The organism is Peptoniphilus rachelemmaiella (genome assembly GCF_943169845.1).
In the GTDB taxonomy this organism is placed as follows: domain Bacteria; phylum Bacillota; class Clostridia; order Tissierellales; family Peptoniphilaceae; genus Aedoeadaptatus; species Aedoeadaptatus rachelemmaiella.
The window spans coordinates 108,526-132,755 of the sequence record NZ_CALPBW010000001.1; the positions used below are offsets into that span (position 1 = coordinate 108,526).

Sequence of the window (24,230 nt, forward strand, 5' to 3'; positions counted from 1 at the left end):
TTTGAAAAGAAGATATACAGCATTTATGCTGGCCCTGCTCATGCTGGCGCAAGTTTTTGCGCCGGAAGTGGCACGGGCGAAAACGAGTGAACCAACAAAGAAAACGACGGTTCAGCTCGTGAAAATGGGTGCATTAGATCCCAAAACGTATCCTAAACTGGATAAAAAGGCGATCTTAGCAATTCAAAAACAAGCAAGAACAAATCAAAGCAGATTTAGAACGGGGCGTAGCGGCTTCTTTTCAGTAGGAAGCCCCTACCTGCCCGGACAAAATCCGACGGACAATGAAAAGGCGGCGGCTTACGGTAATTTACGGGTAGAATTTGTTACCGAAGGTTTGAAAGACAAGGGAGAACCAAAACCCTTCCAATGGAATGAAATATTCGGCACAGATTCCAATGGCAATCCGGGAACGGCCAATATTTACTTCGTTCAAAGAGATGCCAAGACCAACAAGGAAATTAACACCTTTAAATTAACCGTCGATAAGGCAGGGAAATACAGTTTAAAGGACCTCTACGGAAAGCCCGCCAAGTTGCCCTTGTACTCCAAAGCCTTAGAGCCCTATAAGTACGAGGTGGAACTGGAAACAGGCGTTTCGGAAAAAATAACCCTATTAACCATGAATTTATCAAATACGGGTAGTGAAACCTCCTCCTACACAACGGATAGCGAGGGAAATCTTGTTGCCGACATTCCCCTGTATTTGAAAATAGGCCAAACAGCTTCGACAAAGTTTGTGTCCAAATGGAACACCAATGTCCAAGAAGCGAAACGGCCGAAAGTCGTGGGTGGCTTTAACAACAAAACTGCAGACGACTACAACTATTTTCCATTTCCAATAAATGACACTGACGTATTAAAAATACGTAGGGAACAGTTTGACCTAGATAAGGACGAATGGCCGGGTTATATGCCTCAAACACCGATCCAGTTAAGAGAGGTGCCCAAAGTTACCGTCGATGAGGATAAGCTTGAAGATCCGGAGACCTATACCATCGACAAAAATGCCAAGCGCATTACGGCCAATGACAAGGTCTACAAGTATGACCTAGAGTACGACGTCATCAATGGTGGTAAGCTCACCATGACGGAGATCTTGCCCGTGACCTTTGATGCTAATGGTGGGAAGTTTGCTTCCATTACTGATCCGAATGCAGAGCAAAAGATTAAGAAGGAAGTGGACTACGACGGCACGCTGACGGACAAGGCGGAAAAGCCCACGAAGGATCGTGAAACTTTTAAAGGCTGGTCGACAACCGAAGACGGGAAAACCCCTGCTACCGACGCAGACTTTAAAAACATTACGAAAGCCAAAACCTTCTACGCCATTTGGGACAACAACGCCATTGCGGCGGAAGAATTGACGGTTCATGAGTCTTTTAAAGCTGATGGAGCGACAGAATATACTAACGACTTTATTCCGACACTTGAAACCTTAAAGGGACAAGTGACGATTAAAGACGGAAATGGAGATCCACAAGCATTAGCAAATGATGATATCTTTGCAATAGTTGACGGCTCAAATGAATATAAAGCTGACGGCGATGACTTAAAGAATTATCTTTATGACAAATTAAAAGAAGAGGACACTACAGAAGTCTCCCGTAAGGTCACCGTCAAGGCCAAAGTCACCCACGCAAACGGCACGAGCCAAACCGTGGACATTCCAATTAAGGTCGTCAAAAACATTTACGAAGCCAAGACCTTAACGGATAGGCCCTACTATGTACCGACTGATTATGTAAAAGTCATTGTCGATCCCACCACCAAGGCGAAGGATCCTCAAAAGACCTATTACTATGTCAATCCCGAAGCGAAAGTGGTTATCCCCGGGGAAGACCCCACGGGAACGGACGGTAACCAATTTACCAAATGGTTAATCAAGGGAACGAAGACGGAATACAAACTTTCCGAGCATCCGAGATATCAATTTAGTGGCGAAACCACCATCGAAGCTCAATACGTTTCCGATGTCATTTCCCCGAATGAAGATGGAAGCAAACCGGATACAGTTCCGAAGAATTATGTGGAAGTGAAATTCGTTCCCACGGACAAGGCGACGGATGCAACCAAAGCGGAAAAAATCTTCTGGGTCAATCCGGAAAAGAAAGTCACCATTCCCGTGGCCAATCCCGTAGGGAAAACCTACTACACCTTTAAGGAATGGAAGGTAGGGGTAAATGCGGAAGGTGCAGTTTATAAACCTAACGAAGCACAAAAGTTTGAACAAGCCACTACCATCACCGCCACCTATGATGAATCGAAGAACATCATCCCTTATGATCCGAGCGCAGCAGATCCTATGGTCCGCCCGGAGGGTTATGTAAGAGTGACCTTTGCGGCGGATCCGGGCTTAAAGCTCAAGGAACAAAAAGCCTATTACGTCAAGAAAAACGCAAACATTAAACTTGGCGACCCGACTCTTGTAAAACCGAAATACGAACCAGAAACCGGCTACAAGTTTAAAGAGTGGGATAAAGACGACACAACTCCAATTGGAGCAAATGACATCGTCGTCACAGCAAAGGCGACTCCTTTTGATGAATTTATCCCTCAAAAGAATACCGACGGAACAGATAAGCCGAAAGGCTATGTAACAGTTACTTTCGTAGCTGATAAAAATGGCGAGATAAGGGACAATGGTACAAAGGTAGATAAAAAAGTTTACTATGTAAACCCGAACAAGTTTGTAAAATTACCGGCACCTACGCCGGTAGGCAACACAGGCTATGATTTCAGCACATGGAAGAGCGACAAGTCTCAAAGTGATTTTAGTCTAGCAAACTTTGTAAATTATAAAGAAAATACAGTTATAACTGCAATGTTCAACCAAAAGGATGCAGTGTATCCAAAACTGGATGGCTCAACAAAGCCGGCCGGCTATGTAGAAGTTACTTTTGCAATTTCCGGCATAGGCGGTAAGATTGCTGACAGTGAAGTTAAAACTTACTATGTGGATCCGACAAGACAAGTATCCCTTAAAGCACCTAAGACGATGGCCGGCACAGGATTTATCTTTGATAAATGGAGACTGGGAACGAACCCTACTGACCCAATAATTAATCCTGCTGACCAAAAGCAATATACGGTTAACACGACCATCTATGGCAGCTTTACTAAACTGAAAGACATCATACCGGCAACAAATCAAGACGGAACGCCGAACCTACAACCGATAGACTATGTCGCTGTCTTATTCATCGGAGGAGACCACGCGAACAGTGTGGATGGACAAATCTTGTATTATGTCAATCCAAAGGCTAATCCTGCGAAAACTATTAGAGACTTGACAAAGCCTACGGTAAAACCTGACACAGGTTGGAAGCATACAGGCTGGGATGTACAAGATTCCACAGTTATAAACGATTATACATTTGTAGTTGCACAATATGAAGCAATTGACGATGTAATACCAGCTCTTAAAGATGACGGCACTCCAAATGAAAAACCGGCAGGCTATGTAACAGTAACATTTAAGTCCGGAGACAATGGTAAGATCCAAGAAAATAGCAAAGATATTACAGAAAAAGTTTACTATGTAAACCCTGCTAAGTATGTAAAGCTTACTCCACCAACACCAGTTCCAAATACTTCCTATGAGTTTTCAACTTGGTGCAGTAATGGTGAGGATTTTATATTGGCAAACAATATAAACTACACTAAAGACACAACCATAACTGCAAAGTTTAATCCGGAAGGTGATGTTATACCTGAGACAAAGCCAGATGGAACAGCAAACAATAAACCAGCAAACTTTGTTACAGTTAACTTTGTAATAGATCCAGCTACAGGTGGAAAGATTGAAGCTGGCCAAACTACCACTTATTTTGTAAGACCGAATACAGATGTAACAATACAGCCACCAAAGACAAAAGCAAATGTAGGCTATGAATTTGAAAAGTGGAGTATAGACACTACAGAAGTAAGATCATATTCTGATCCTGTAACAACTGTTAAAGGCGAATTCACAAAGCTAGATGAGATAATTCCGTCTAAAAATCCTGACGGTACAGTGAATGCCAAACCGCAAGGCTATGTAACAGTTCAATTCCTAAAGGGAAAAAACGGCGTGCTAGATGGACAAACGACATTCTATGTCAATCCAAATGCTGGCAAGAAGCTAAAAGACCTTGATACTAGTGGAATTACTGTAGTACCAAGTCCAACTTACAAGTTTGAAGCTTGGGATAAGCCAATGAGTACACCTATAAAAGGACCGGACAATATAAATGTAACAGCAACCTATACTCAACTTCCAAATATCATCAAAGCAGGACCCAAGGACACAGCCCCGGATGGCTATGTAGTAATTATCTTTGAAACCGATGGAAGGGGCACGATAACAGGCAATGCAGCATACGAAGATAAAACTAATCCAAAAACTAATGAAAATGAGATAGTTTACTTTGTAAATCCGGACAAGGGTGTTAAACTTGCCGCTGCAAATGCAACAGCAAGTGATACAGTTTTACCTGTACCAAGTACCGCTCCTTATGACGCTACTAAATATGGATTTGACCAATGGCGTGCAGACATTGACACTGAAACACCTATCACAAGAGGTAGGGTGCATATAGCAATGTTTAAGCCTAAGCAAGTAAAATTAACTTACGATGCAGGTGGAGCTACAGAAGGAACGGCACCTGCTGAAGTAAAAGTTGATTACAACACAAGCGTTAGACTTGCAAACCAAGGCGATCTTAAAAAGACAGATGCAAGCTTTGCGGGCTGGACAATTGATGGCAAAGACTATAAAGTCGGCGAAGAGATTATCTTAACAAAAGATAGCAAAGCTATTGCAAAATGGACAAATGATAAGACGATCATTCCTTATGATCCGATTAAGAACCCTACAACAAGACCGGATGACACCTATGTAAGGGTTACCTTTGCGGCGGACCCGGGCTTAAAGTTAACTCAACAAAAAGCCTACTACGTCAAGAAAAACGCAGGCATCACCCTTGGAAATGCTGAGCTTAAGAAACCGGGCTATGAAGCAGAAACCGGCTACAAGTTTGTTAAGTGGGACAAGGAAGACGCTCTTGTCATCGAAGCATCGGATATTGTCGTAACAGCCAAGGCGGCATCGATTCCTGATTTCGTAGAGAAGACCAACGAGCATCCGAATAAGCCTGATGACAAATACGTGACGGTCACTTTCAAAGCGGATAACAGCGGAAACGGCACCGTGAAAGAAAAGACTTACTTCGTTAATCCGAATAAGTATGTAACCTTAACGCCGCCTGATGATGCGAAAGGTAACACCGGCTATGAATTCGGTGCTTGGAGTCAAGATGCGAAGATTCCTACGGTGTACGACAAAGACACCACCATCACCGCTTCTTTCAACGGACTGGGAGACGTCATTCCCAAGACGAAGAAAGATGAGTCTGAGAAGCCGCCCGGCTATGTCACTGTGACTTTTGAAGCCAACAAACAAGGGCAGATTCCCGCAGACGAAATCACCGTTTACTATGTCGATCCCAATCGCGACGTAATCATCAATCCACCGACAGCGAAGGGGAACACCGGTTATGAATTTGAAAAATGGGACAAAAAAACGACAAGAAAGCAAAGGTATGACAAGGATACGACGGTAACAGCCAGCTTTACGAAGCTGGATGACATCGTAGATGGCAGTAAGCCAAAACCCGCCGGCTATGTCACCGTCAAATTCTATAAAGGCGACCACGGAGAATTGTCGGGTCAAACGGTATTCTACGTCAATCCGGAGGCTAATCCGCTGAAAACGATAGGTGACATTAAACCGACGGTAACACCGGAAACCGGCTGGGAATTCGTTGGGTGGCCAGTACCAGATAAGACCAAGATTGACCGCAATTTTGACATCACAGCTAAATATGTTGGTATCCCGGATGTCGTACCGAAGGATAATCCTGAGGGCGGGGAAAACAAAATTCCCGACAAATATATTACTGTGACCTTCTCAACGGAAGAAAATGGTAAGATAAAAGACACCACGAACACGAAGACAAAAGTCGTCTATGTCAATCCGAACAAGGCCGTCGCGTTGGATACATTTGCTCCGGCAGTGGATCCCAACACCGGATTTGATTTTGCATCTTGGGATACCCAAATCGAAAGAGCAATTCAATACAAGGACAAAGATGTTATCAAAGCGAAATACAATGCAAAGGACGATGTGATTCCCCAAGGAAAAACCGGCGGCAGCGACAAGCCGGCAGGTTATCTTACCGTCACCTTCGACAAGGGCGAGCACGGAACGTTAAGCGGCAAGACCGTTTACTATGTCAAGCCCAACAAAGAAGTGACCGTCCCTGCGCCTACCGTAACGCCGGCAACGGGCTTTAAGCAAAAAGACGGAGCGGAGGCTTGGGATAAGCAATTAACGCAAACATTTACCAAAGACACCACCATCAGGGCTCAATACGATTCCATCAAGGAGGTTGTTCCTCAAAAGAATACCGACGGTTCCGACAGACCTAGTGGTTACAAAACAGTTAGGTTTGTAGGAGAACATGGTACTTTGGCTGTCGATACGGTTTTCTATGTGAACCCTGAAAAGGTCGTAGATTTCACCAATACAGTAAATGGCTTTACGAAGACGCCGGACTTCAGTTATACAGATGTCGGCGGAACATGGAGTTCAGAAGAATTTAATAAAAAATTCACTGACGATACCACCTTCACCTTTACCTTTAAGAAGCTTGGCAATGTTATTCCGCAAAAGAATCCGAATGGGACAACGAATGATCAGCCCCAGGGTTATGTAAAAGTAACGCTTATCCCGACGGCGAAGGCCACGGATGACACGAAAGAAAATAAAGTTTTCTTCGTCAATCCGAAGGAAACGGTTGAAATTAAAAATAAACCGCAAGGTAAAGAAATTACTGCAAATGGAAGCAAGTCTTCTTTCAAATTTATCGGCTGGACAGTAACCAGGGGTTCTATTGCATCCTGGCCCGGCGAGGCTATTTCAGGTAAATTTATCGAGGAAACGGAAATTACGGCTAAGTATGAGTTTACCTGGATTAATATAGTGAAAGAGCCTATTGCAGAAGAAAATATTGTTACGGGGAAAGGTGACAGACCTAAACCTGAAGACTTGATTAAAAACAAGTATGACAAGAACAATCCGACAAATACAAATAACTTACCCGAGGGAACGACTTTCACTTATGAGGAAGAACCCAAGGTTGACAATGTCGGAAATATAACGGCAAAAGTGAAAGTTGAGTATCCGGGTGGGGCAACGACCATCGTTGAAGTGCCCATTAAAGTTGTAGAGCATGTGGTTCCCCAAACGGGCGGCGAAAGCGGCAGCAAGCCTCTCGTTCCCGCCAGCTACGTCAAGGTCACGGTGGACACCACGGACAAAGCTGCGGACAATACCAAGTTCGTGAAAGTGTTCTGGGTAAAACCCAATGTGGAAGTCAAGATTCCCGGCATCCTCGATCCTACGGGTAAATTAGAAACGGATGCGAAGGGCGTTACGCTAACCAATAATTTCAAAAAATGGAAATTAGAAGACAGTAATCCCGAAATCACCTACGACCACGGAACGGACATCAAGGGTATCTTTACGGCAAAAGAATCGAAGATTGTCGCTATTTACGGGTACGGTAAGAATGTAGATCCTCAGCCGAACAGCGGTCAATGGATTCCTAAAGGAAGCGTTCCTTCGCCGAAGGATTTCATCAAAAATCCCTACAATGACGACGACCCGAACAATTCGAACAATCTGCCTCCGGGAACCAGATTTGATTTCGTTCCGGGTAGTGAACCGAACACGAATCAACCCGGAACGAATAATTCCACGAGCATCAAGATCACCTATCCCAATGGCGAAACCAAGACGGTGGATGTCACTTACAATGTCACCGGCGATGTGGTGGAACAAAAGGATCCCAATACAAAGCCCGTCGTTCCGGACGAATTCGTTAAAGTTATCGTCGATAAAACCCAAAATGCGAAACTCGCCGCAGGCGAAAGTCAAACGCAAGTCTTCTGGGTCAATCCGACGAAGACAGTCACGATTCCGGTGGATGCCCCGACGGCGAATAAAGAGGACATGGTCTTCACCGAATGGGACAATCAGTTGACTCAACAATTTACGGCTAAAGAAACGACGATTACAGCGAAATTCTCCAAGAAACAAACGCCACTCCCCACAGCGGGTTACGTTATAACGGAACGAGGGGTTCAGCCCAAGCCGGACGACTATAAAAAAGTTATTACGCCTCCGGCAGGCAAGACCATTAAGCGTGTCGCTGTAGTGACAGAACCCAATGTGGATAAGGGAGGCATGACGACGGCCAGGGTATCGGTCACTTATGAGGACAACACGACGGTTCAAATTCCCGTTCAGGTCTTTGTTCAAAATAAGGAGCAACCCTACCCCACACCGCAGCCGGATCCCATTCCGCAACCCTACCCCACGCCGCAGCCCAATTTCGTGCCTTATCCCGTCCCCGGTGAAACGAAGACGGTCTATAAGGATCGCACGGTGCTTCGCCGCGAAGTGCGCTACATGCAAGGTTTCGAAGGCAAGTTCCGTCCCGACGACGGCTTGACCCGTGCCGAAGCGGCGCAAATTTTGGCCAATGCACTGAAGGAAGACGGCTATCCCTTCGATCTCCGCTACAAGCTTCCTTATAAGGACACGACGAAGGAAATGTGGTATAACGATGCGGTAAGGATCACCACCCAAGCCGATGTGTTTATCGGTTATGACGACGGCGAATTTAAGCCGCAACGAAAGATCACCCGCGCCGAGTGGATCGCCACCTTGCGCAGGTTCCAATACGTGGATAAAGTGGGCGGCAATTCCCTCCACATGCGCAAAAACCACTGGGCCATTCCCGAGGTGGAAGCGGCGTACCGGAGCGGATGGCTTTCCATCTACACGGAAAAGAAAGCCCCCTTTAATTACGATGAACCCATTTCTCGGAAGGAAGTGGCCGCCGTATCCAACCGCGCGTTCCGCCGGGTGCGCGACATGGATTACATCCGTAGAAATGACAAGTTCATGATTAATTACACGGACATTAACAGAGATATGTGGGCTTACGACGACATTCTCTGTGCAAGCAATACCTTCCTTCACCAACGTCAAGGTGCCTACATCGCCTACAAGCGCGGCGACAAGGCCTACACAATCGACGTGAAGGATGCGATTATCGAGCAGGATCTCTTCCAACGGATCCCGAGGCATCGCTAGTGTAAAGAGAAAAGACAGCATCGCCTGTCTTTTTTCTTTTGCCCGGGAAGGAAAAAGTGAAAAAACCCCCTCGCCCCTTATGGTACAATCATAGGAGGAGGAGGGGGTTTTTTGCGCGACAAATATGCCATAGACGTAGCGCCTTTAGAGGAAGCCCACGTCCGCGATTTTTTGACCTGGACGGATTACGAGGACCCGCTCTTTAGTATGTATAATTTTATGGAAGACGAGGACACGGTGGGGGATTGGTACCGCTGGAAGACGAAGGGCCACAGGGATCAGTATTTCGCCATTTTGGAAGCGGGCCGCGCCGTGGGCTACATGGGCCTGAAGCATATTTCCCTCATTACCCGCACCGCCGAAGTGGGCATTATTCTTGACCGGGCGGTCATCGATCGGGGTCTGGGCCGGGCAGCCATGCGCTGGCTCTTGGACTACGGCTTTTACACCTTGGGGCTTGAGCGGATTCTTCTGGAGGTGCTTCCCTGGAACGGGCGGGCCATGCATTTGTACGCGTCTTTGGGATTTGAACGGATGGGCAGGGCTTTTCGCCGGGTGGATTTGCCCCAAGGGGCGTTGTATGAAGCGGCCTTTGCCCCCTATCGAAAGCAGATGCGCACCATGGGGCAGTTTTGTGTCGTGTCGGTGCATCAAATGGAACTCACGAAAGGCAGGTGGCGGCGTGGAATTTAAATTGGATCCGCCGAAATTGGATTTAGGGGATACGCCCATTGAAAATATTTTTTTAAACGATTACATGCCCCAGGCCGACGGGGATTTCGTGAAGGTCTATTTGGCCGGGCTGCAGCTGGCTTCAAACGGTGGCGAGGGAGACCACAAGGCGTTGGCCGATCGCCTGAATCTCTTGGAGACGGACGTGAAGCGGGCCTGGGATTATTGGGAATCGGAAGGCATTGTGGAGAAGATCTACGAAGGGGAAAGCTACGGCATTCGCTTTTTACGTCTGAAGGAGCTTTACACGAAAGAGGTCTACAGCCCCGAGGACAAGAAGAGTGATTTCGTGCGCCGGCTGGAGGACACGGAGATCGCCAATCTTTTTTCCAAGGTGGAATATTACATGCGCAAGCAGGTGCCCTATCAGCAAAAGCTGGACATCGCCGCCTGGCGCGAGGTGTACAACATGACGCCGGAGATGATTTTGGAGGCTTTTCGCTACGGCACCGAGGAGAAAAACAAGCGCTCTGTCCCCTACATCGAGGGGATTGTGCGGAATTGGGCCGACGCCAATGTGCGCACCCCCGAGGCTTTGGCGGAAAATTTCCGCACCCACGATGGGGCCTACTACCGCTACCGCCACTTGCTTCAATTGATGGGCTTATCCGATAAGCCCTACATTCGCGGTGAGTCCGACGCCGTGGCCTCCTATGCCGAGGAAATGGACTTCGCCCTGTTGGAAGAGGCGGCGAAACGCACCGGGGGCATCGGAAAGCCCAACTGGCGGTATTTTGAAAGCATTCTCGCCGCGTGGAAGGCGAAGGGCATTAAAAAGCCCGAGGATCTTTCCAAGGATCAAAAGCCCAAGGTGCTTCGCGGCCATCGAACCCAGCCCATGGCGGGCTCGGCCACGGCCAAATACAGCGCCGACGCCTTGGAAAAAATGGCGCAAAGGAAGCGCCGGCAATTTATAGAGGGGAAAGGACAGAAATAGATGGCATCCATCTTCGATAAAATTCGGGCGGATTACGACGCCCTCAGGCGAGCAAATGAACAGACCCTCCGCGAGCGCCGGGAGGAAGCCTACGCCATGGCGCCGGGGCTTGAGGCGGTGGAAGAAAACATCCGCGCCCTGGGCTTTGAAGCGGCCAAGGCCACCCTCGTGAGCGGCGATGCGTCTGTGGCCGATGCGGCCGTGAAGGAGCTCAAAACCTACGAAGCCATGGCACGGGCCATGCTTGTGGAGGCGGGGCTTCCGGCGAATTACCTGGATCCCGTCTACCGATGCGGCCAATGCAAGGACACGGGCTATTTGGAAAACGGCCTGCGCTGCAGCTGCATGAACCGGCGGATCACCGCCTATCTGCACCGCTCCAGCCACATCGAGCGGCAGATCGAAAAAAACAACTTCGGCAACTTTCGCCTGGACATTTACTCCGACCTGCCCTTTGCCGACGAGGGCATTTCCCCGCGGCAAAACATGGAAGAGATTCTCGCCGTGGCGGAAAACTTCATCGCCACCTTCGACGAGGCCAACGACATGAATCTGCTCCTCTACGGGCCCACGGGCTTGGGCAAGACCTTTCTTTCCCACGCTGTCGCCGCCGAGCTTATGGCGGCGGGAAAATCCGTGGTCTACGAAACCGCCTTCGGTATGGTGCGCATCTTCGAAGAAAAAACCTTTAATCGGGATGCGACAGACGAAGTGAAAATGGCCTACGACAGCTTATTTTCCGCGGATCTTTTGATTATCGACGATTTGGGCACCGAGCTCACCAATTCCTTCACCAATTCCCAACTCTTTAACATCGTCAACAGCCGCATGATCGACGGCAAAAAAATGATCATCAGCACCAATCTGAGCCCGAGAGAACTCTCCGCCGTCTACGGCGACCGAATCTTCAGCCGCATCTTCCATAAATTTGTACCCATGGCCTTTTTCGGGAAAGATTTACGTTGGGAAGCTGAATAAAGCCACTTGCGAGTCGCTTTATTCAGCGAGCTACGCATAGCGAACGTAAATGAATTCAAGTTACTTTCTTACTTAAAAATTGATTCCTACATGGCTCTGAGACCAGGGGAAGGGCCTAGGGCGTTGCGATTCGCCCTCTGGCCCTTCCCCTGGACCCCATCCCCCTCCACCCTAACGCTTTTCTAATGTGCGAAGCCCTGGCGGGCTTCGATTCCTATTGGGCTGTGTCGCCAACGTGAGAAAGTGAATTAGGCAAAGAATTCTTATTAGCGAAAAAGAAACGTCGCCCGACACACATTCTTCAGTCCGCGGCACGCCCAAATAGCAGAAAATGCCGCAGGCATTTTCATACAGCTTAAACGCGGCCAAAAAAGGGGTGGGGGCCCCGGGGGCGGGGAAAATGCGGCCTTCCGCTCTGAGCTCTTTTCCCTGCCCCCGGGTCTCGAAACCATGGAAAAATGCTGTTTAAACGAAATAGAAAACTTGATTCCACAACGTAAGCTTTGCAATTTAAATTAGGTGCCTCGCTCGAACTAACGCCCTTTTTCCCTCCCCCGGGACCGGTGGATGAAGACATAGTGTGAAAAAATAAAAGGAGATCATGCACATGTAGTGCGCTATCAAAAGCAAAGGATAAAAGATGGGCGAATAGAAAAAATCATGTGAGAATGTCGGCAAAATAATTCCGGGGGCTCAGGGGAGAATCTCCCTGCCTTCCTCCCTTGAGAAATCGTTTTATATCCACTATAATGAAGATAGTCATAGAGAAAGAGAGGAGACTATTATGAAATTATCCAATCGTATCGAGTCCATGCCCTATAGTGCCATTCGTAAACTGACCCCCTACGCCAACAAGGCGAAAGAAGCGGGCAAAAAAGTTTATCACCTGAACATCGGTGCACCGGACGTTGAAACCCCGCAAGAATTCTTCGATGCCATTAAAAACATCGACATGAAAGTATTAAGCTATGCACCCTCTCCGGGGCTTCCCGAACTTCGTGAAGGCATGGCAAAATACTACCAACGCAGAGACACCCCCATGACCGCCGATGACATCGTCGTCACCGCAGGCGGCTCCGAAGCCCTTCTTTTCACCCTGCTCGCCATTACCGACGTAGGCGATGAAATCCTTACCTGCGAACCCTACTACACCAACTACCTTTCTTACTTCATCGAAACTTCCACCACGGTAACCACCTTCCCCACCGTCGTAGAAAACGACTTCCACCTCCCCTCGAGAGAAGTCATCGAATCGAAGATTACCGACAAAACCAAAGCCATCCTCTTGGCCAACCCCGGCAACCCCACCGGTGCCGTCTACACCCAAGAAGAAATCGAAATGATCGCCGACATCGCCATTGATCACAACCTTTGGATCATTGCTGAAGAACTTTACCGCGAATTCATTTTCGACGGCAAAAAATTCCACAGCTTCGGTACCATCGAACGCATCCAAGACCGCTTGATCCTTCAAGACTCCATCTCCAAACGCTTCAGCGGTTGCGGCGCTCGTATCGGTAACCTGGCCTGCATGAACAAAGATTTCATCGCCGCCGCCAACAAACTGGCCACCGCGCGTTTGGCCTGCCCCACCGTGGACATGATCGGTGCCGCAGCCCTCTATGAAATCGACGATTCCTACCTGGATCAAATCTCCGAAATCTATCAAGAACGCCGCGACGTCATCGTCGAAGAATTAAACAAAATCGACGGCGTGAAATGCAACATGGCCGGCGGCGCCTTCTACACCGTAGCCGACCTGCCCGTTGACGATGCCGAAGACTTCTGCCGCTGGTTGCTTGAAGAATTCGACGTCGACGGTGAAACCTTAATGATGGCTCCCGCCGCAGGTTTCTATGAACACAGCGAAGACTACATGAGCCAAGTTCGTTTGGCCTACGTATTAAACGTCGACGCTTTGAGAAAAGCCATGCACATCCTCGACGAAGGCTTAAAAGCCTACAAAGCGAGATAAGAAAAACCATAAGAACCACGGGTGAAATCCTCCGTGGTTCTTATTTTTTTACATAGATTATCCTGCGCCGATGTGGGAAGGATAAAAAAGGCCACAGAAAAAATCTGTGGTCTTTTTCTGTGCTGGCCTTTACGACTTCACTTCCACGGTGCTCACGTAGTTTGCCTTATTGCCTTTTTGCCGCATAATGGGCACGTTTCTGGTTTTGTGGCGTTTGGTGATGCCCAGGGCGCCGTCGAAGGTGTTGAAGCGGCGGAGGTAGCGGGCCATGGCGTCTCGATCGATTTCTTTAAACGAGGGCTGATTACGGAGGCCGAGGGAAACGCTATTTGGCAGGCTATGTTGAATAAGCGCAGACAGATCGGCGCGCGGTCCTTTACGGAATATCTTAAAAATACTAAGAGAGCGAAGTGACAAACGCACAATAGATGAAATCGCCTCGTCCATGTAAATCAAGCCAAAAAGGAGGGGAAGCGTGGCGACAAAAAGTTTTTTAAAGTCGGTGGCAGTTCGAAAACAAAAGTAAAAAAGAGTTATTGCCCGCGCCATGGCACAAACCGAAGCCTATGCAAAGAGCACGCCTTCCAAAGAAGAGCCTGCACGAATTCTTTATAGAAATGAGATAAAGCAGGTTTTTGCGAAAAAAGAATAGGAGACGGTTGCGAAAGTCATAAGGCTTCCTCTCGACCGCCGATAGGGCAGACATCTTCGGAAATCAAATCTCCCTCGAATTCGAGGGGGATTTGATTTCTGTGGGCCGGGTTTCAAAAAACAACCCACATCAGCTTTGCCCTTTGTCATGCAAAGATAAAAAGTGTGCGAAGAAAAATAAAAACAACAAATCCTCTCTCTTTTCCATTGACTCCCATTATCATTCATATTATGATAACTTTAGATGACGCGGAGGAGATCGTTTATCTACGCGGAAAACCATTTCCTCGGCGATCTTCGTCGTTCTCGCGGAGGATTTTTCTCTCTTCGCGGGTGTTATATGGTTTTAGAAAGGAGTTATTGTGAAAAAGAGGTATCTATCGGTCCTTCTGGCTCTGATCATGGTTTTTGCTCAGGTGCCGACGCTTGTGCGGGCGGAGGGCTTTAGCGATGTCAAGGGCCACTGGGCGGAGCGCACGATTGTGTGGGCCGCGAAGGAAGGGTATTTGAAGGGGTATCCCGACGGCACGTTTCGTCCCGATGCGCCGGTGAGCAATGCGGAGTATTACCGCATCGTCAATGAATTTACGCCGCAGCTTCACGATCCGGCGCTTTCGTCGAAGGATGTAAAGGTGAATTATTCGGACGTGAAGGAGGACGATTGGTTTTATGCCGAGGTAAAGAAGGGCGTACAGGCCGGTTACTTAGGATCGGGTGAAGGGCAAAGTCTGAAATCCGGTGAAAAGATCGAGCGTCAGGAAGCGGTGCGGATTTTCGCCGTCGTTCAAAAGTGGGACGACGATGCGGAAGCGGCCCGTCAGTTTGCGGATTATGATTCCGTGAAGGAAGAGCTGCGGGGAGCCGTGGGCGCGTCGAAGACACATAATTTGATTCAAGGCTATCCCGACGGGACGTTCCGCCCCGAGGGCAGCATGACGCGGGCGGAAGTGGTGACGGTTCTGGCCAATCACTTGCATCCCGATTTGGGTCCGGAGCCCGCACCGTCGCCGTCGCCTTCCGGCAATTGGAATTGGAATTTCATCAATGAGCCGTCGAATTTCGGCAAGGGCTATCAGATTAATTCCGATGTCTTGCAGCGTGCGGCGAAGTTTTTCAATGGGACGGACGCCCAGGAAATCCGTCGGGCCATGCGGGGCGGCTGGGGCGGTTCCTGTTACGGCTTTACGGCGACGGCGGGCCTTTATAAGGAAGGCCGCTTGCCGGTGAATAATCTCAACGAGCCCGCGCGCTCGACGATCGGGGATTTGGAAGCGCAAAGTAATTACAAGGCGCAGTCGGTGATTAATCTGCATCAAAACATGCAAAGTACGCGTACGTTTCATAATAACCGCAACAACAACGGCATTGGCTGGCTTTGCCCTCGGATTAAGAGGAATACGCAGGATCTTTCGACTTACGCCGCGAATTTAAAGGCCATGGTGGATCAGGCGAAGGCGAAGAACACCACGGTGCAGTTGGCTTATTTCTGGGAAATGGGCGGCCGGAATGTGGGCCATGCCAATGCGATTTACGATTACGTTCAAGAGGGCAATGTGCTGCGCCTGAAGGTGTATGACCCGAATTACATCGGCTTGGATCAAAAGGAAGTCGTGATCGATTTGGGCACGAACCGCATGGTCGCCAAGTCTGCGACGACGGCTTCCGGCGGGTCCGGGCGGATCATGGTGGCATATTCTTATGCCTTCCCCACGAACACGATTATGAAGGGGGCAAATCCTACGCCGACGAATACTCCCACGCAATTTATTGTCAAGGGTAAGCAAAAGGTTACCGTGAAGAGCGGTTCCGAATCCTGGGTACTGGATCCCAAGAAGGCCGAAGTGGTGCCGGATGAAGATACGTACATCTATACGGTACCGGCGAGGTCGGTGTATAAGGTGTATTCCTTTGCCGGAGGGAATATTGCCATTCGCGGCAAGGACTATTATTTAGCCTTTGAAACGGAGCGGCCTACCGCGTTGGATGCGGGCAAGGGCACGTTCCACATGAAGGATCAGACGGGCAAGTATTGGGTGAGCATGGGTGAAGATGCGCCCAATAAGCTGTTTAAGTGGAATGCCGTGGAAGTGGAAGGCAGCGGCGAGCGGGATCTGTATTTGAATAAGGATCCCTTCGGCTATTCGCTTCGCGGCGAAAACTTAAAGGGCGCCCGCGTCACGGCCCTGGACAAGTTTGTGGCCAAGGAAAAAACCGTGGACCGGAAGGCCAAGGTCGTGCAAATTCGTCAGGACAACGATCAGTTGAAGTTTAAGTACGACGAGTTCGGCAAGTACGATCAAAAGCCCGGCGAAGGCTTCGTGGGAAGCTGGATCGGCCACGATTATTTACGTAGAGTAAGCATTGGAGCGATTCACAATGTAGAAGCCACTTTCCGTATTTCGAAAAACCCCGATGGGACGTATTTGGTGCGCAAAACCGGTCGTATCGTCGAAACGGGAGAATATTATGTAGGCGAGTACAGGAATGTACGCCTGAATCCCTCCACCGGGGAATTGGAATTTCGGCGAAGCAATTACGTGAGCCTGGAAGGCATCTCCACTAGAGGGGCTGACAAGGGTCCGGAGCTGGAAAACGGACGCTTGGTGATTCGTTATTCCGAAAACAAGGTTGCCGAATACACGCGCTATTAAGTCCCTTTGTATGACATGAAAAAAGACCACAGAAAAATCTGTGGTCTTTTTATGTGCCGGCCTTTACGATTTCACTTCCACGGTGCTCACGTAGTTTGCCTTATTGCCTTTTTGCCGCATAATGGGCACGTTTCTGGTCTTGTGGCGTTTGGTGATGCCCAGGGCGCCGTCGAAGGTGTTGAGGCGGCGGAGGTAGCGGGCCATGGCGTCTCGATCGGGGCCGGCTTGGTTCATGGCGTCGGCGATAAGGTTGTAGGCGTCGTAGCCGATGGCGGCGTAGCTTGTGGGGGCGCGGTCGTATTCTTTTTCGTAGGCTTTTAAGAAGGCGTCGGAGGCCTGGTTAAAGGTTTCGTAGCGGGCGTAGTGGGCGGTGAAGTAGGCGTCTTCCACGGCGTCTCGGCCGATTTCTTTAAAGGAGGGGTTTTCCCAGCGGTCGGCGCCCATAAGGGGGACGCGGATGCCTGCTTTTTTTGCGGCGCGAATGAAGTAGGCGCTTGCGGCAGCGTCTCCCGGGCAGTAGATGCCGTCGACGGGGTATTTTTTCAATCGGGCGATTTCTCGTTTGAAGCGGGTTTCGCCGGTGTGGTAGTCGATGGGGTAGGTGCGGACGTAGTCGGGGAGGCTTTCGATGAAGGCGTGTGCCAGGTCGTTGCCGTAGCCTGTTTCGGCGTCCACCACCACGGCGATGTCTCTGAGGCCCAAGGTGTTTGCGGCAAAGGCGGCCATGGCGCGGGCCTGTTCGTTGTCGTTCATGGACAGGGGGGTGATGCGGTAGTCTTTGTTCAGATCGGCGGCGGTGGAGCCGGTGACGGTGGGGATTTTCGCCGCTTTGATGACGGGGCGGGCGTGGTTCATGCTGTCGGTGCCGAAGGTGCCGATGAGGGCCAGGGCGCCTTCATCGGAAAGGACGCTGACGCCGTTGGCGGCTTCCATGGATTGGCTTTTGGTGTCGTAGAGGGCGAGGTGGATTTTTTTGCCGCCTGCCACGGGGCGCAATCGGTGGGCGAGTTTGACGCCCCGCCAGGTGTCTTGGCCTGTTTCGCCGTAGAGGCCTTGTTGGGGCTCAAAGACGCCGATGGTGACACCATCAGTTGTTTTTTCTCTTGTGCAGCCCACGAGGAGCAAAAGGACGAGAAGGGTAAGGAGTCGTTTCATTCTGCATCTCCGAAAAAGTTCGCCAGGGCTTCCAGATCCCGCTCTTCGCAGAGGACGAGGAGTTCGTCGCCCCCTTCCAGGGTGGTGTCCGCGTTGGGGGTGAAGGTAATGTCTTCCCGCTGCACGGAGGCGATGACGGGGTGGTGGGGGATGTGGAGGCTTTTCAGGGGAACGTTAATGTAGTTGGCGCCGCCGGGGACGAGGAAGTATTGCATGGTGTAGTCGTCGTGAAGCTTGCCGATGTCTTTTTGGAACATATTGTCGTAAAGGGATTCGTAGATGGGGCCGCTCTTTAACAGCTGGGCGATGATGTAGGCGATCATGGCGGTGGTGGTGACGGAGATCATTTGCAGCATGGTGCCGCTCATTTCCGAGACGAGGAGGATGGAGAGGAGGGGGGCCTGCACCACGGAGGAGAGGATGGCGGCCATGCCCAGGTAGAGGAAGTTGGCGTAGTAGATGTCTGTGCCGATGAGGATGCCGTGGAGGAGGGCGCCGATGAGGGCGCCCAGGGTGAGTACGGGGAGGAAGATGCCGCCTTGGGCACCGGAGCCGTATCCGGTCCAAACGAGGAGCATGCGGATGGCGAAGAAGGCGATAAGGGCCTTGCCGGCGACGGTGGTGGTGGCCAAATGCTCGATGAGGTCGTGGCCGCCGCCTAAGAGGATGGGGTTGTAGAGGCCGGCCAAAAGGGCGAGGACCATGGCGAGAAAGATGACGAGGTAGCGGGGCATGGGGAGTTTTTTCGTGCGGGTGCTTGCAAAGAGCAGGCCTTTGTTGAACACGGCGCCGAAGATGCCGCCGACGATGCCCACGACCACAGGCGCCCAGATCATGCCGGTGGGGAGCATTTCTTTCATGGGAAAGGAGAAGGCGGGCTCCATGCCCAGAATGCGGAAGCTGATCCAGTTGGCCACCACGGAGGCCACGACGCAGGGCACGACGAAGAAGTGGGAGAAGCTTTTGTGGAGCTCTTCCAGGGCGAAGAGGGCGCCGGCCAAGGGGGCGTTAAAGGCTGCGGCGAGACCTGCGGAGGCCCCGGCGGTGATGAAGTAGCGCCCTTCCATTTCCGATGCGCGGAAAACTTTGGCGAGGAGCTTCGCCAAGGTGCCCCCTAATTGAATGGAGGGGCCTTCCCGCCCGAGGGTGAGGCCGGAGAAGGCGGCCATGGCGCCGCCGAAGAATTTTGAAATAAGGGTAGGCACCGGGGCGATGTCGGCTTTACCTAAAAGCTCGCCGCGAATTTGCGGGATGCCGCTGCCGCCGCTTAAGGGGGACCAATTAAGTAAAAGGTGCATGGCCACGGCCATGGCGAAAAAGAGCCCGAGCATGAGGGCGATGCGGCCCAGGGTGATGTTGGCATAGAGCAACATTCTCGCGTCGTCGAGCTTGCCTAAGGTGAATCGGTACAGGACGGAAATCATGCCCGAGGCCAGACCGACGACGAAGCCGCCGAAGACCAAGTGCATGCGCAGGCGATTGTGATCGTAATTTGTCGCGTGGTGGGTATCCATGAAAACTCCTTTCCCAACGGACGAAGGATGGCGTACATAAAATGAAAAACGAGACGAAAAACCGTCTATACAATATATTTTGAAAAAAAGCTTTACAATCGGGGGCAAAGGATGTATTATAAGTCCATGATAATTTACCGTAGTAAAGCGATAAACAGAGAAAGGAAACCGATCATGAAGAAAAGACTATTTACCTTGACCGCACTGACCATGCTTTTGCTTGTGGGCTGTTCCGGCGGTGCGAAGCCGGAGAATAAAGCGGCAAACAATGCAAATAACGCCAAACAGGAAGCCGCAGGCGAGCTGGACAAGAGCAAGACCTACGTCATGGGCATGGACGACACCTTCGCGCCCATGGGCTTCCGCGACGAAAAGGGCAACATCGTCGGATTCGACGTAGACCTGGCGCAAAAGGCCGCCGAAGAAATGGGCATCAAAATCGAATGCCAACCCATCGACTGGACGGTGAAGGAATCGGAACTTGAATCGGGCAATGTGGACTTCCTCTGGAATGGCTTCTCCATTACCCCCGAGCGTCAAAAGAAATTGCTCTTCTCCGATCCTTACATGGACAACCGCCAAATCATCGTTACCTTAAAGGATTCTCCCGTGAACTCCAAGGCCGACTTGGCCGGCAAGCGCATCACCGTGCAAGGCGAATCTTCCGCACTGGAAGCCGTCATGAAAGACGAAGCTTTTGTCAAAACCTTGGCCGAACCGCCGGTGGAATACGCCACCAACAACGAATGCTTTAAAGACATCGAAGCGAAACGCTGCGATGCCATCGTCGTCGACGAAGTGTTGGCGCGCTACTACATGAAGCAAAACGGCGAAGAAAACTACAAGGTCTTAGACGACAACTTCGGCGAAGAACAATTTGCCGTGGGCATGCGTAAAGACGATGTGGCTTTACAAGAAGCACTGAACAAGGCGCTGAAGACGCTGAAAGACAACGGCACCTACGACGAAATCTACAGCAAGTATTTCGCCGACTAATGGGATAGCAGGAGGCAGTTTTGGAAGTTCTGGAACGTTTAATCCCCCTATTGGGGGAAGGCATGAAAGTGACGGCGTCGGTATTTGCCGTAACCATCGTATTATCGTCCATCCTTTGTATCCCGGTGGCGTGGGCGCGCTTGTCCCCTAACCCCATTATATCGAAGTTGGCGGCGATTTACATTTATATTATGCGGGCGACGCCTTTGCTCCTTCAATTAATGTTCGTGTTTTTCGGGCTGCCCCTTTTGCCTGCGGGCATTACCTTGGGCCGGTTTACCTCCATTTTTCTGGCCTTTGTCCTCAATTACACCGCCTACTTGGCGGAAATCCTGCGCGGCGGGATTCAATCCATCGATCCCGGGCAGTGGGAAGCGGGCAAGGTCTTGGGCCTTTCCAAACCCTACACCTTCTTTAAAGTCATCTTGCCCGTGGTCATCCAGCGGAGTTTCCCCGCCTATTCCAACGAAGTCATTACCCTGGTCAAGGACACCTCCTTGGTCTATATCCTGGGCGTCATGGATATTTTGAAAGCGGCCAAATCCGTTTCCAACACCATGTCATCCATCCTTCCCTACATTTACGTCGGGGTGGTTTATCTTATCGTCGTCGGTCTGTTGACCTTGCTTTTGAGATACTCAGAGAGGAAGATTGAAGCGTCATGAAAATTACCGTGGACAATTTAAAAAAGAGCTTTGGCGACCGCTGCATTTGGAGCAACATCGACCTCACCTTTACCTCCGATGAGATCGTGTCCATTGCGGGCAAAAGCGGCCAGGGCAAGACCACCTTCCTCCGCTGCCTCAACGGCCTGGAAACCTACGACGCCGGCACCGTCGCCTTCGACGGCAAAGTGATGCCTGTAGGCACCACCGATGCGAAGAAAATCGGCATGGTCTTTCAAGGCTACTACCTGTTTCCGAAAATGACCGTGTGGGAGAACATCCTCCTGGCTCCCGTCTACCACGGCATCGACCGAAAAGAAGCGGAAGAAAGGGCCGAGCGGCTCATGAAAGAACTGGAAATCTACGAGGAAAAAGACAAATACCCGAGAAACCTTTCCGGCGGCCAACAACAGCGGGTGGCCATTGTCAGGGCCTGTATGCTTGAGCCCGACATCCTCTGCTTCGACGAGCCCACCTCCGCCTTGGATGCGGAAACCATCGACAAGCTGGCCCAAACCCTGGGGCGGCTAAAAGAAAAAGGCATGGGCATGATCGTCGTGACCCACGATAGGGCCTTCGCCGAGCGAATCTCCGACAGGATATTGCACTTCGAAGAAGGACAACTGAGAGAAGAGATTGTAGCATAAGAGAGGAATGTCTTTTGTTTTTCCTTTGTACACCACCATGTTTCGCAAAACCCACGAGAGGGCGGATGAGCCCCCATCGTGGGTTTTTTGCGGTGTTTTTTCTTCGCTCATCTTTTATCTTCGCACACCTTTTTTTCTTCGCTTTCATAGCGCTCACTTTTTGTAATTCGCGATCCTATTTTCTCTTTCACAATTTATATCTTCGTGATTCTTTCCGGGGGAGGGAAAAAGGGCGTTAGTTCAAGTGGTAGCTCCTTTTAAATGCGTAGTGAACGTAATGAAATCAAGTTACTTTTTTCGCTTTAAAATTGATTCTTACATGGCTCTGAGACCAGGGGAAGGGCCTAGGGCGTTGCGATTGGAATGGCAACACTTTTTTGGACACTTTTCTTAAGGTGTCAACTTTACATGGCCTTTGTCTTCCGCCGCTTTCTTTGCCCGGTAAGCGACCGGCGGCATGTTTTCAAGGCTTGTGTGCACCCGCTCGTTGTTCCACCACCGCACATAGTCGCTGAGTTTTTCTCTTAATTCGTTCAGGCTTTGAAAGGTGTCTCTCTCTAAAAACTCAGTTTTGAAACTTTTAAATATGTTTTCTGCTACGGCGTTGTCGTAAGGCATACCCGGGCGACTTAAGGATCTCTTGATGCCGTTCGCCTCTAAAATGGCTCGAATGGTGTTGTTATCGAATTCTTTGCCTCGATCGGTATGAAAATATTCGACGGCATCGAGGGGGTAGGGGATGGTGCTAAATGCTTCCTGAATAAGGGCAGCGTCTCTCCGAAGGCCACATGAGTAACCGATGACTTCGCGATTAAAAAGATCAGTAATGGCGCAGACATAGGCCCATCGCTGGTTGATTCGAACATAGGTCAGGTCGGATACGATGACTTCCAGCGGCCTGCGATGACTAAATTCTCGGTTGAGAACGTTGTGTATTTTCTCTTCGTTTTTCTTTGTCGGGTAGTGCCTGTATTTTGCTTTGGTGTAGACAGATACTAAGTGAAGCTTCTTCATGATGCCGCGAATTCGTCGCCTGGAGGCGACGATGTTTTCTGCCTCTAACTTGCTTTTTATCCTGCGCGCGCCATAGACGTTGTGGCTTGCGCGAAAGATGGAACGGACTTTGATCTCCAGTTCGATGGCGTCATCAGAAAGGGGCCTTGGCCGGTAATAGTAAGCGGAGCGGCTGATGCCTAAGGCTCTGCAAAGCGCTGATACCGGGTATTTGTGCTTCAAACGATCGATGACGTATCGTTTTTCTCTGCAAGTATCAGCGCGGCCTGCTTTAAAATATCATTCTCCATCTTGAGCCGTTGATTTTCTTTAATTAGGGCGAGTTTTTCTTTATCCGAATCGCTGAACGAATCGGCTTCTTTAAACGAACCGGTGGTGCGAAACTGGCTAACCCAGCGATCAAAGGCAGAAGGAGTTAATGCGTACTTCTCGATGATCTCTTGCCGACTCATGCCCTCCTCGTATAGGTCAACCACATGCTGCTTAAATTCATTCGTAAAGTGTCTTCTTTTTCTAGGTACTTTTTGCATTTGATCCTCCTTGGTGATCTTAAGATATCACACCTTAAGGAAACTGTCCTAATTATTGTAACCTATCCAGGGCGAATCGCAACGCCCTAGCCCCTTCCCCGGGTTTCAAAACCTTGCGGGAATGGTATTTTAAGCGAAATAGAAAACAACACGAAATTTCCTACGCTACGCATATCAATTTTTGGGGCCACGGGGACTTTCCCTGTGAGAAAATCCCGAAAAGATCCGTCTTTTTTAACAGAAAAAAGGGCAAGAAAAAAGAGGCTTATTCAAAAGCCCCTTTTCTTGCCTTATTTTCTGTTTTTTACTGCATTCACGATCCACAGCAAAATCACGGAGCCGATGACGGCGATGATCAGGCTGTAGAGGTTGAAGCCGGACACTTTGCCCATGTGGAAGACGTTGCTTGCAATGAAGCCGCCGATGAAGGATCCGACGATCCCGGTGACGATGTTTGCTACAGCGCCCATGGATTCGTCTTTGCCCATGATCTTGCTTGCGATCCAGCCGGCCAATGCGCCGAAAATTAACCAAAATAACATGAAAGATCTCCTTTCGAATGAGTCCTAATAATGATGTT

Annotated in this window: 14 protein-coding genes; 9 read left to right on the top strand and 5 right to left on the bottom strand. The window is 49.9% G+C overall.

From position 1 onward, the window contains the following. The first annotated feature begins 1 nt into the window (after nucleotide 1). The 5 genes from KO087_RS00530 to KO087_RS00550 all read left to right on the top strand — a co-directional run bounded on the left by KO087_RS00530 (nucleotide 2) and on the right by KO087_RS00550 (nucleotide 13,827). Complete coding sequence (locus tag KO087_RS00530; RefSeq protein ID WP_215506627.1) at nucleotides 2-9,205, top strand: InlB B-repeat-containing protein; 9,204 nt, start codon at nucleotides 2-4, stop codon at nucleotides 9,203-9,205. A gap of 111 nt (nucleotides 9,206-9,316) precedes the next feature. Further along, nucleotides 9,317-9,898, top strand: a complete 582-nt coding sequence (locus KO087_RS00535) for a GNAT family N-acetyltransferase (protein WP_215506629.1) — start codon at nucleotides 9,317-9,319, stop codon at nucleotides 9,896-9,898. After that, on the top strand, nucleotides 9,888-10,874 hold the full coding sequence (locus KO087_RS00540; protein WP_215506631.1) for a DnaD domain-containing protein: 987 nt from the start codon (nucleotides 9,888-9,890) through the stop codon (nucleotides 10,872-10,874). The genes KO087_RS00535 and KO087_RS00540 overlap by 11 nt, the downstream gene beginning before the upstream one ends. Next, nucleotides 10,875-11,852 (top strand): ATP-binding protein, encoded by a 978-nt coding sequence (locus KO087_RS00545; protein ID WP_215506634.1) that lies wholly within the window; start codon nucleotides 10,875-10,877, stop codon nucleotides 11,850-11,852. It abuts the gene before it with no gap. 784 nt (nucleotides 11,853-12,636) lie between these two features. Further along, nucleotides 12,637-13,827 carry a pyridoxal phosphate-dependent aminotransferase gene (locus tag KO087_RS00550; protein WP_215506637.1) on the top strand — a complete coding sequence of 397 codons (1,191 nt, stop codon included), beginning with the start codon at nucleotides 12,637-12,639 and terminating at the stop codon, nucleotides 13,825-13,827. 129 nt (nucleotides 13,828-13,956) lie between these two features. Here the strand turns inward: KO087_RS00550 and KO087_RS00555 are convergent, their stop codons facing one another. Further along, complete coding sequence (locus KO087_RS00555) at nucleotides 13,957-14,097, bottom strand: hypothetical protein (RefSeq protein ID WP_215506639.1); 141 nt, start codon at nucleotides 14,095-14,097, stop codon at nucleotides 13,957-13,959. Between the two features lie 743 nt (nucleotides 14,098-14,840). Between KO087_RS00555 and KO087_RS00560 the strand changes: the two genes are divergently transcribed. After that, nucleotides 14,841-17,129: an S-layer homology domain-containing protein gene (locus tag KO087_RS00560; protein ID WP_215506641.1), complete on the top strand. Its 2,289-nt coding sequence runs from the start codon at nucleotides 14,841-14,843 to the stop codon at nucleotides 17,127-17,129. Nucleotides 17,130-17,192: 63 nt separating this feature from the next. Here KO087_RS00560 and KO087_RS00565 read toward each other — a convergent pair whose 3' ends face one another. Continuing rightward, nucleotides 17,193-18,284, bottom strand: a complete 1,092-nt coding sequence (locus KO087_RS00565) for an ABC transporter substrate-binding protein (RefSeq protein WP_215506643.1) — start codon at nucleotides 18,282-18,284, stop codon at nucleotides 17,193-17,195. Continuing rightward, nucleotides 18,281-19,798, bottom strand: a complete 1,518-nt coding sequence (locus KO087_RS00570) for a ClC family H(+)/Cl(-) exchange transporter (protein ID WP_215506645.1) — start codon at nucleotides 19,796-19,798, stop codon at nucleotides 18,281-18,283. Before KO087_RS00570 ends, KO087_RS00565 begins: the two co-directional genes overlap by 4 nt. Nucleotides 19,799-19,972: 174 nt before the next feature. On the opposite strand from KO087_RS00570, the gene KO087_RS00575 reads away from it, so the two are divergent. The 3 genes from KO087_RS00575 to KO087_RS00585 are packed head-to-tail and all read left to right on the top strand — an operon-like array spanning nucleotide 19,973 to nucleotide 22,106. Further along, nucleotides 19,973-20,794 (top strand): amino acid ABC transporter substrate-binding protein, encoded by an 822-nt coding sequence (locus KO087_RS00575; protein ID WP_251374883.1) that lies wholly within the window; start codon nucleotides 19,973-19,975, stop codon nucleotides 20,792-20,794. A gap of 20 nt (nucleotides 20,795-20,814) precedes the next feature. After that, the gene (locus KO087_RS00580) at nucleotides 20,815-21,459 is read left to right on the top strand and encodes an amino acid ABC transporter permease (protein WP_215506647.1); all 645 of its coding nucleotides are present in this window, start codon (nucleotides 20,815-20,817) and stop codon (nucleotides 21,457-21,459) included. Next, nucleotides 21,456-22,106 (top strand): amino acid ABC transporter ATP-binding protein, encoded by a 651-nt coding sequence (locus KO087_RS00585; protein ID WP_215506649.1) that lies wholly within the window; start codon nucleotides 21,456-21,458, stop codon nucleotides 22,104-22,106. The genes KO087_RS00580 and KO087_RS00585 overlap by 4 nt, the downstream gene beginning before the upstream one ends. 390 nt (nucleotides 22,107-22,496) lie before the next feature. Here KO087_RS00585 and KO087_RS00590 read toward each other — a convergent pair. Next, nucleotides 22,497-23,650, bottom strand: a protein-coding gene (locus tag KO087_RS00590; protein WP_215506651.1) for an IS3 family transposase whose coding sequence is annotated in 2 segments (ribosomal slippage) — nucleotides 22,497-23,369 and nucleotides 23,372-23,650 — 1,152 coding nt in all. Because the reading frame shifts where the segments join, the coding sequence is not laid out codon by codon here. 290 nt (nucleotides 23,651-23,940) lie between these two features. Then, on the bottom strand, nucleotides 23,941-24,192 hold the full coding sequence (locus KO087_RS00595; protein WP_108832182.1) for a GlsB/YeaQ/YmgE family stress response membrane protein: 252 nt from the start codon (nucleotides 24,190-24,192) through the stop codon (nucleotides 23,941-23,943). Nucleotides 24,193-24,230: the final 38 nt, after the last annotated feature.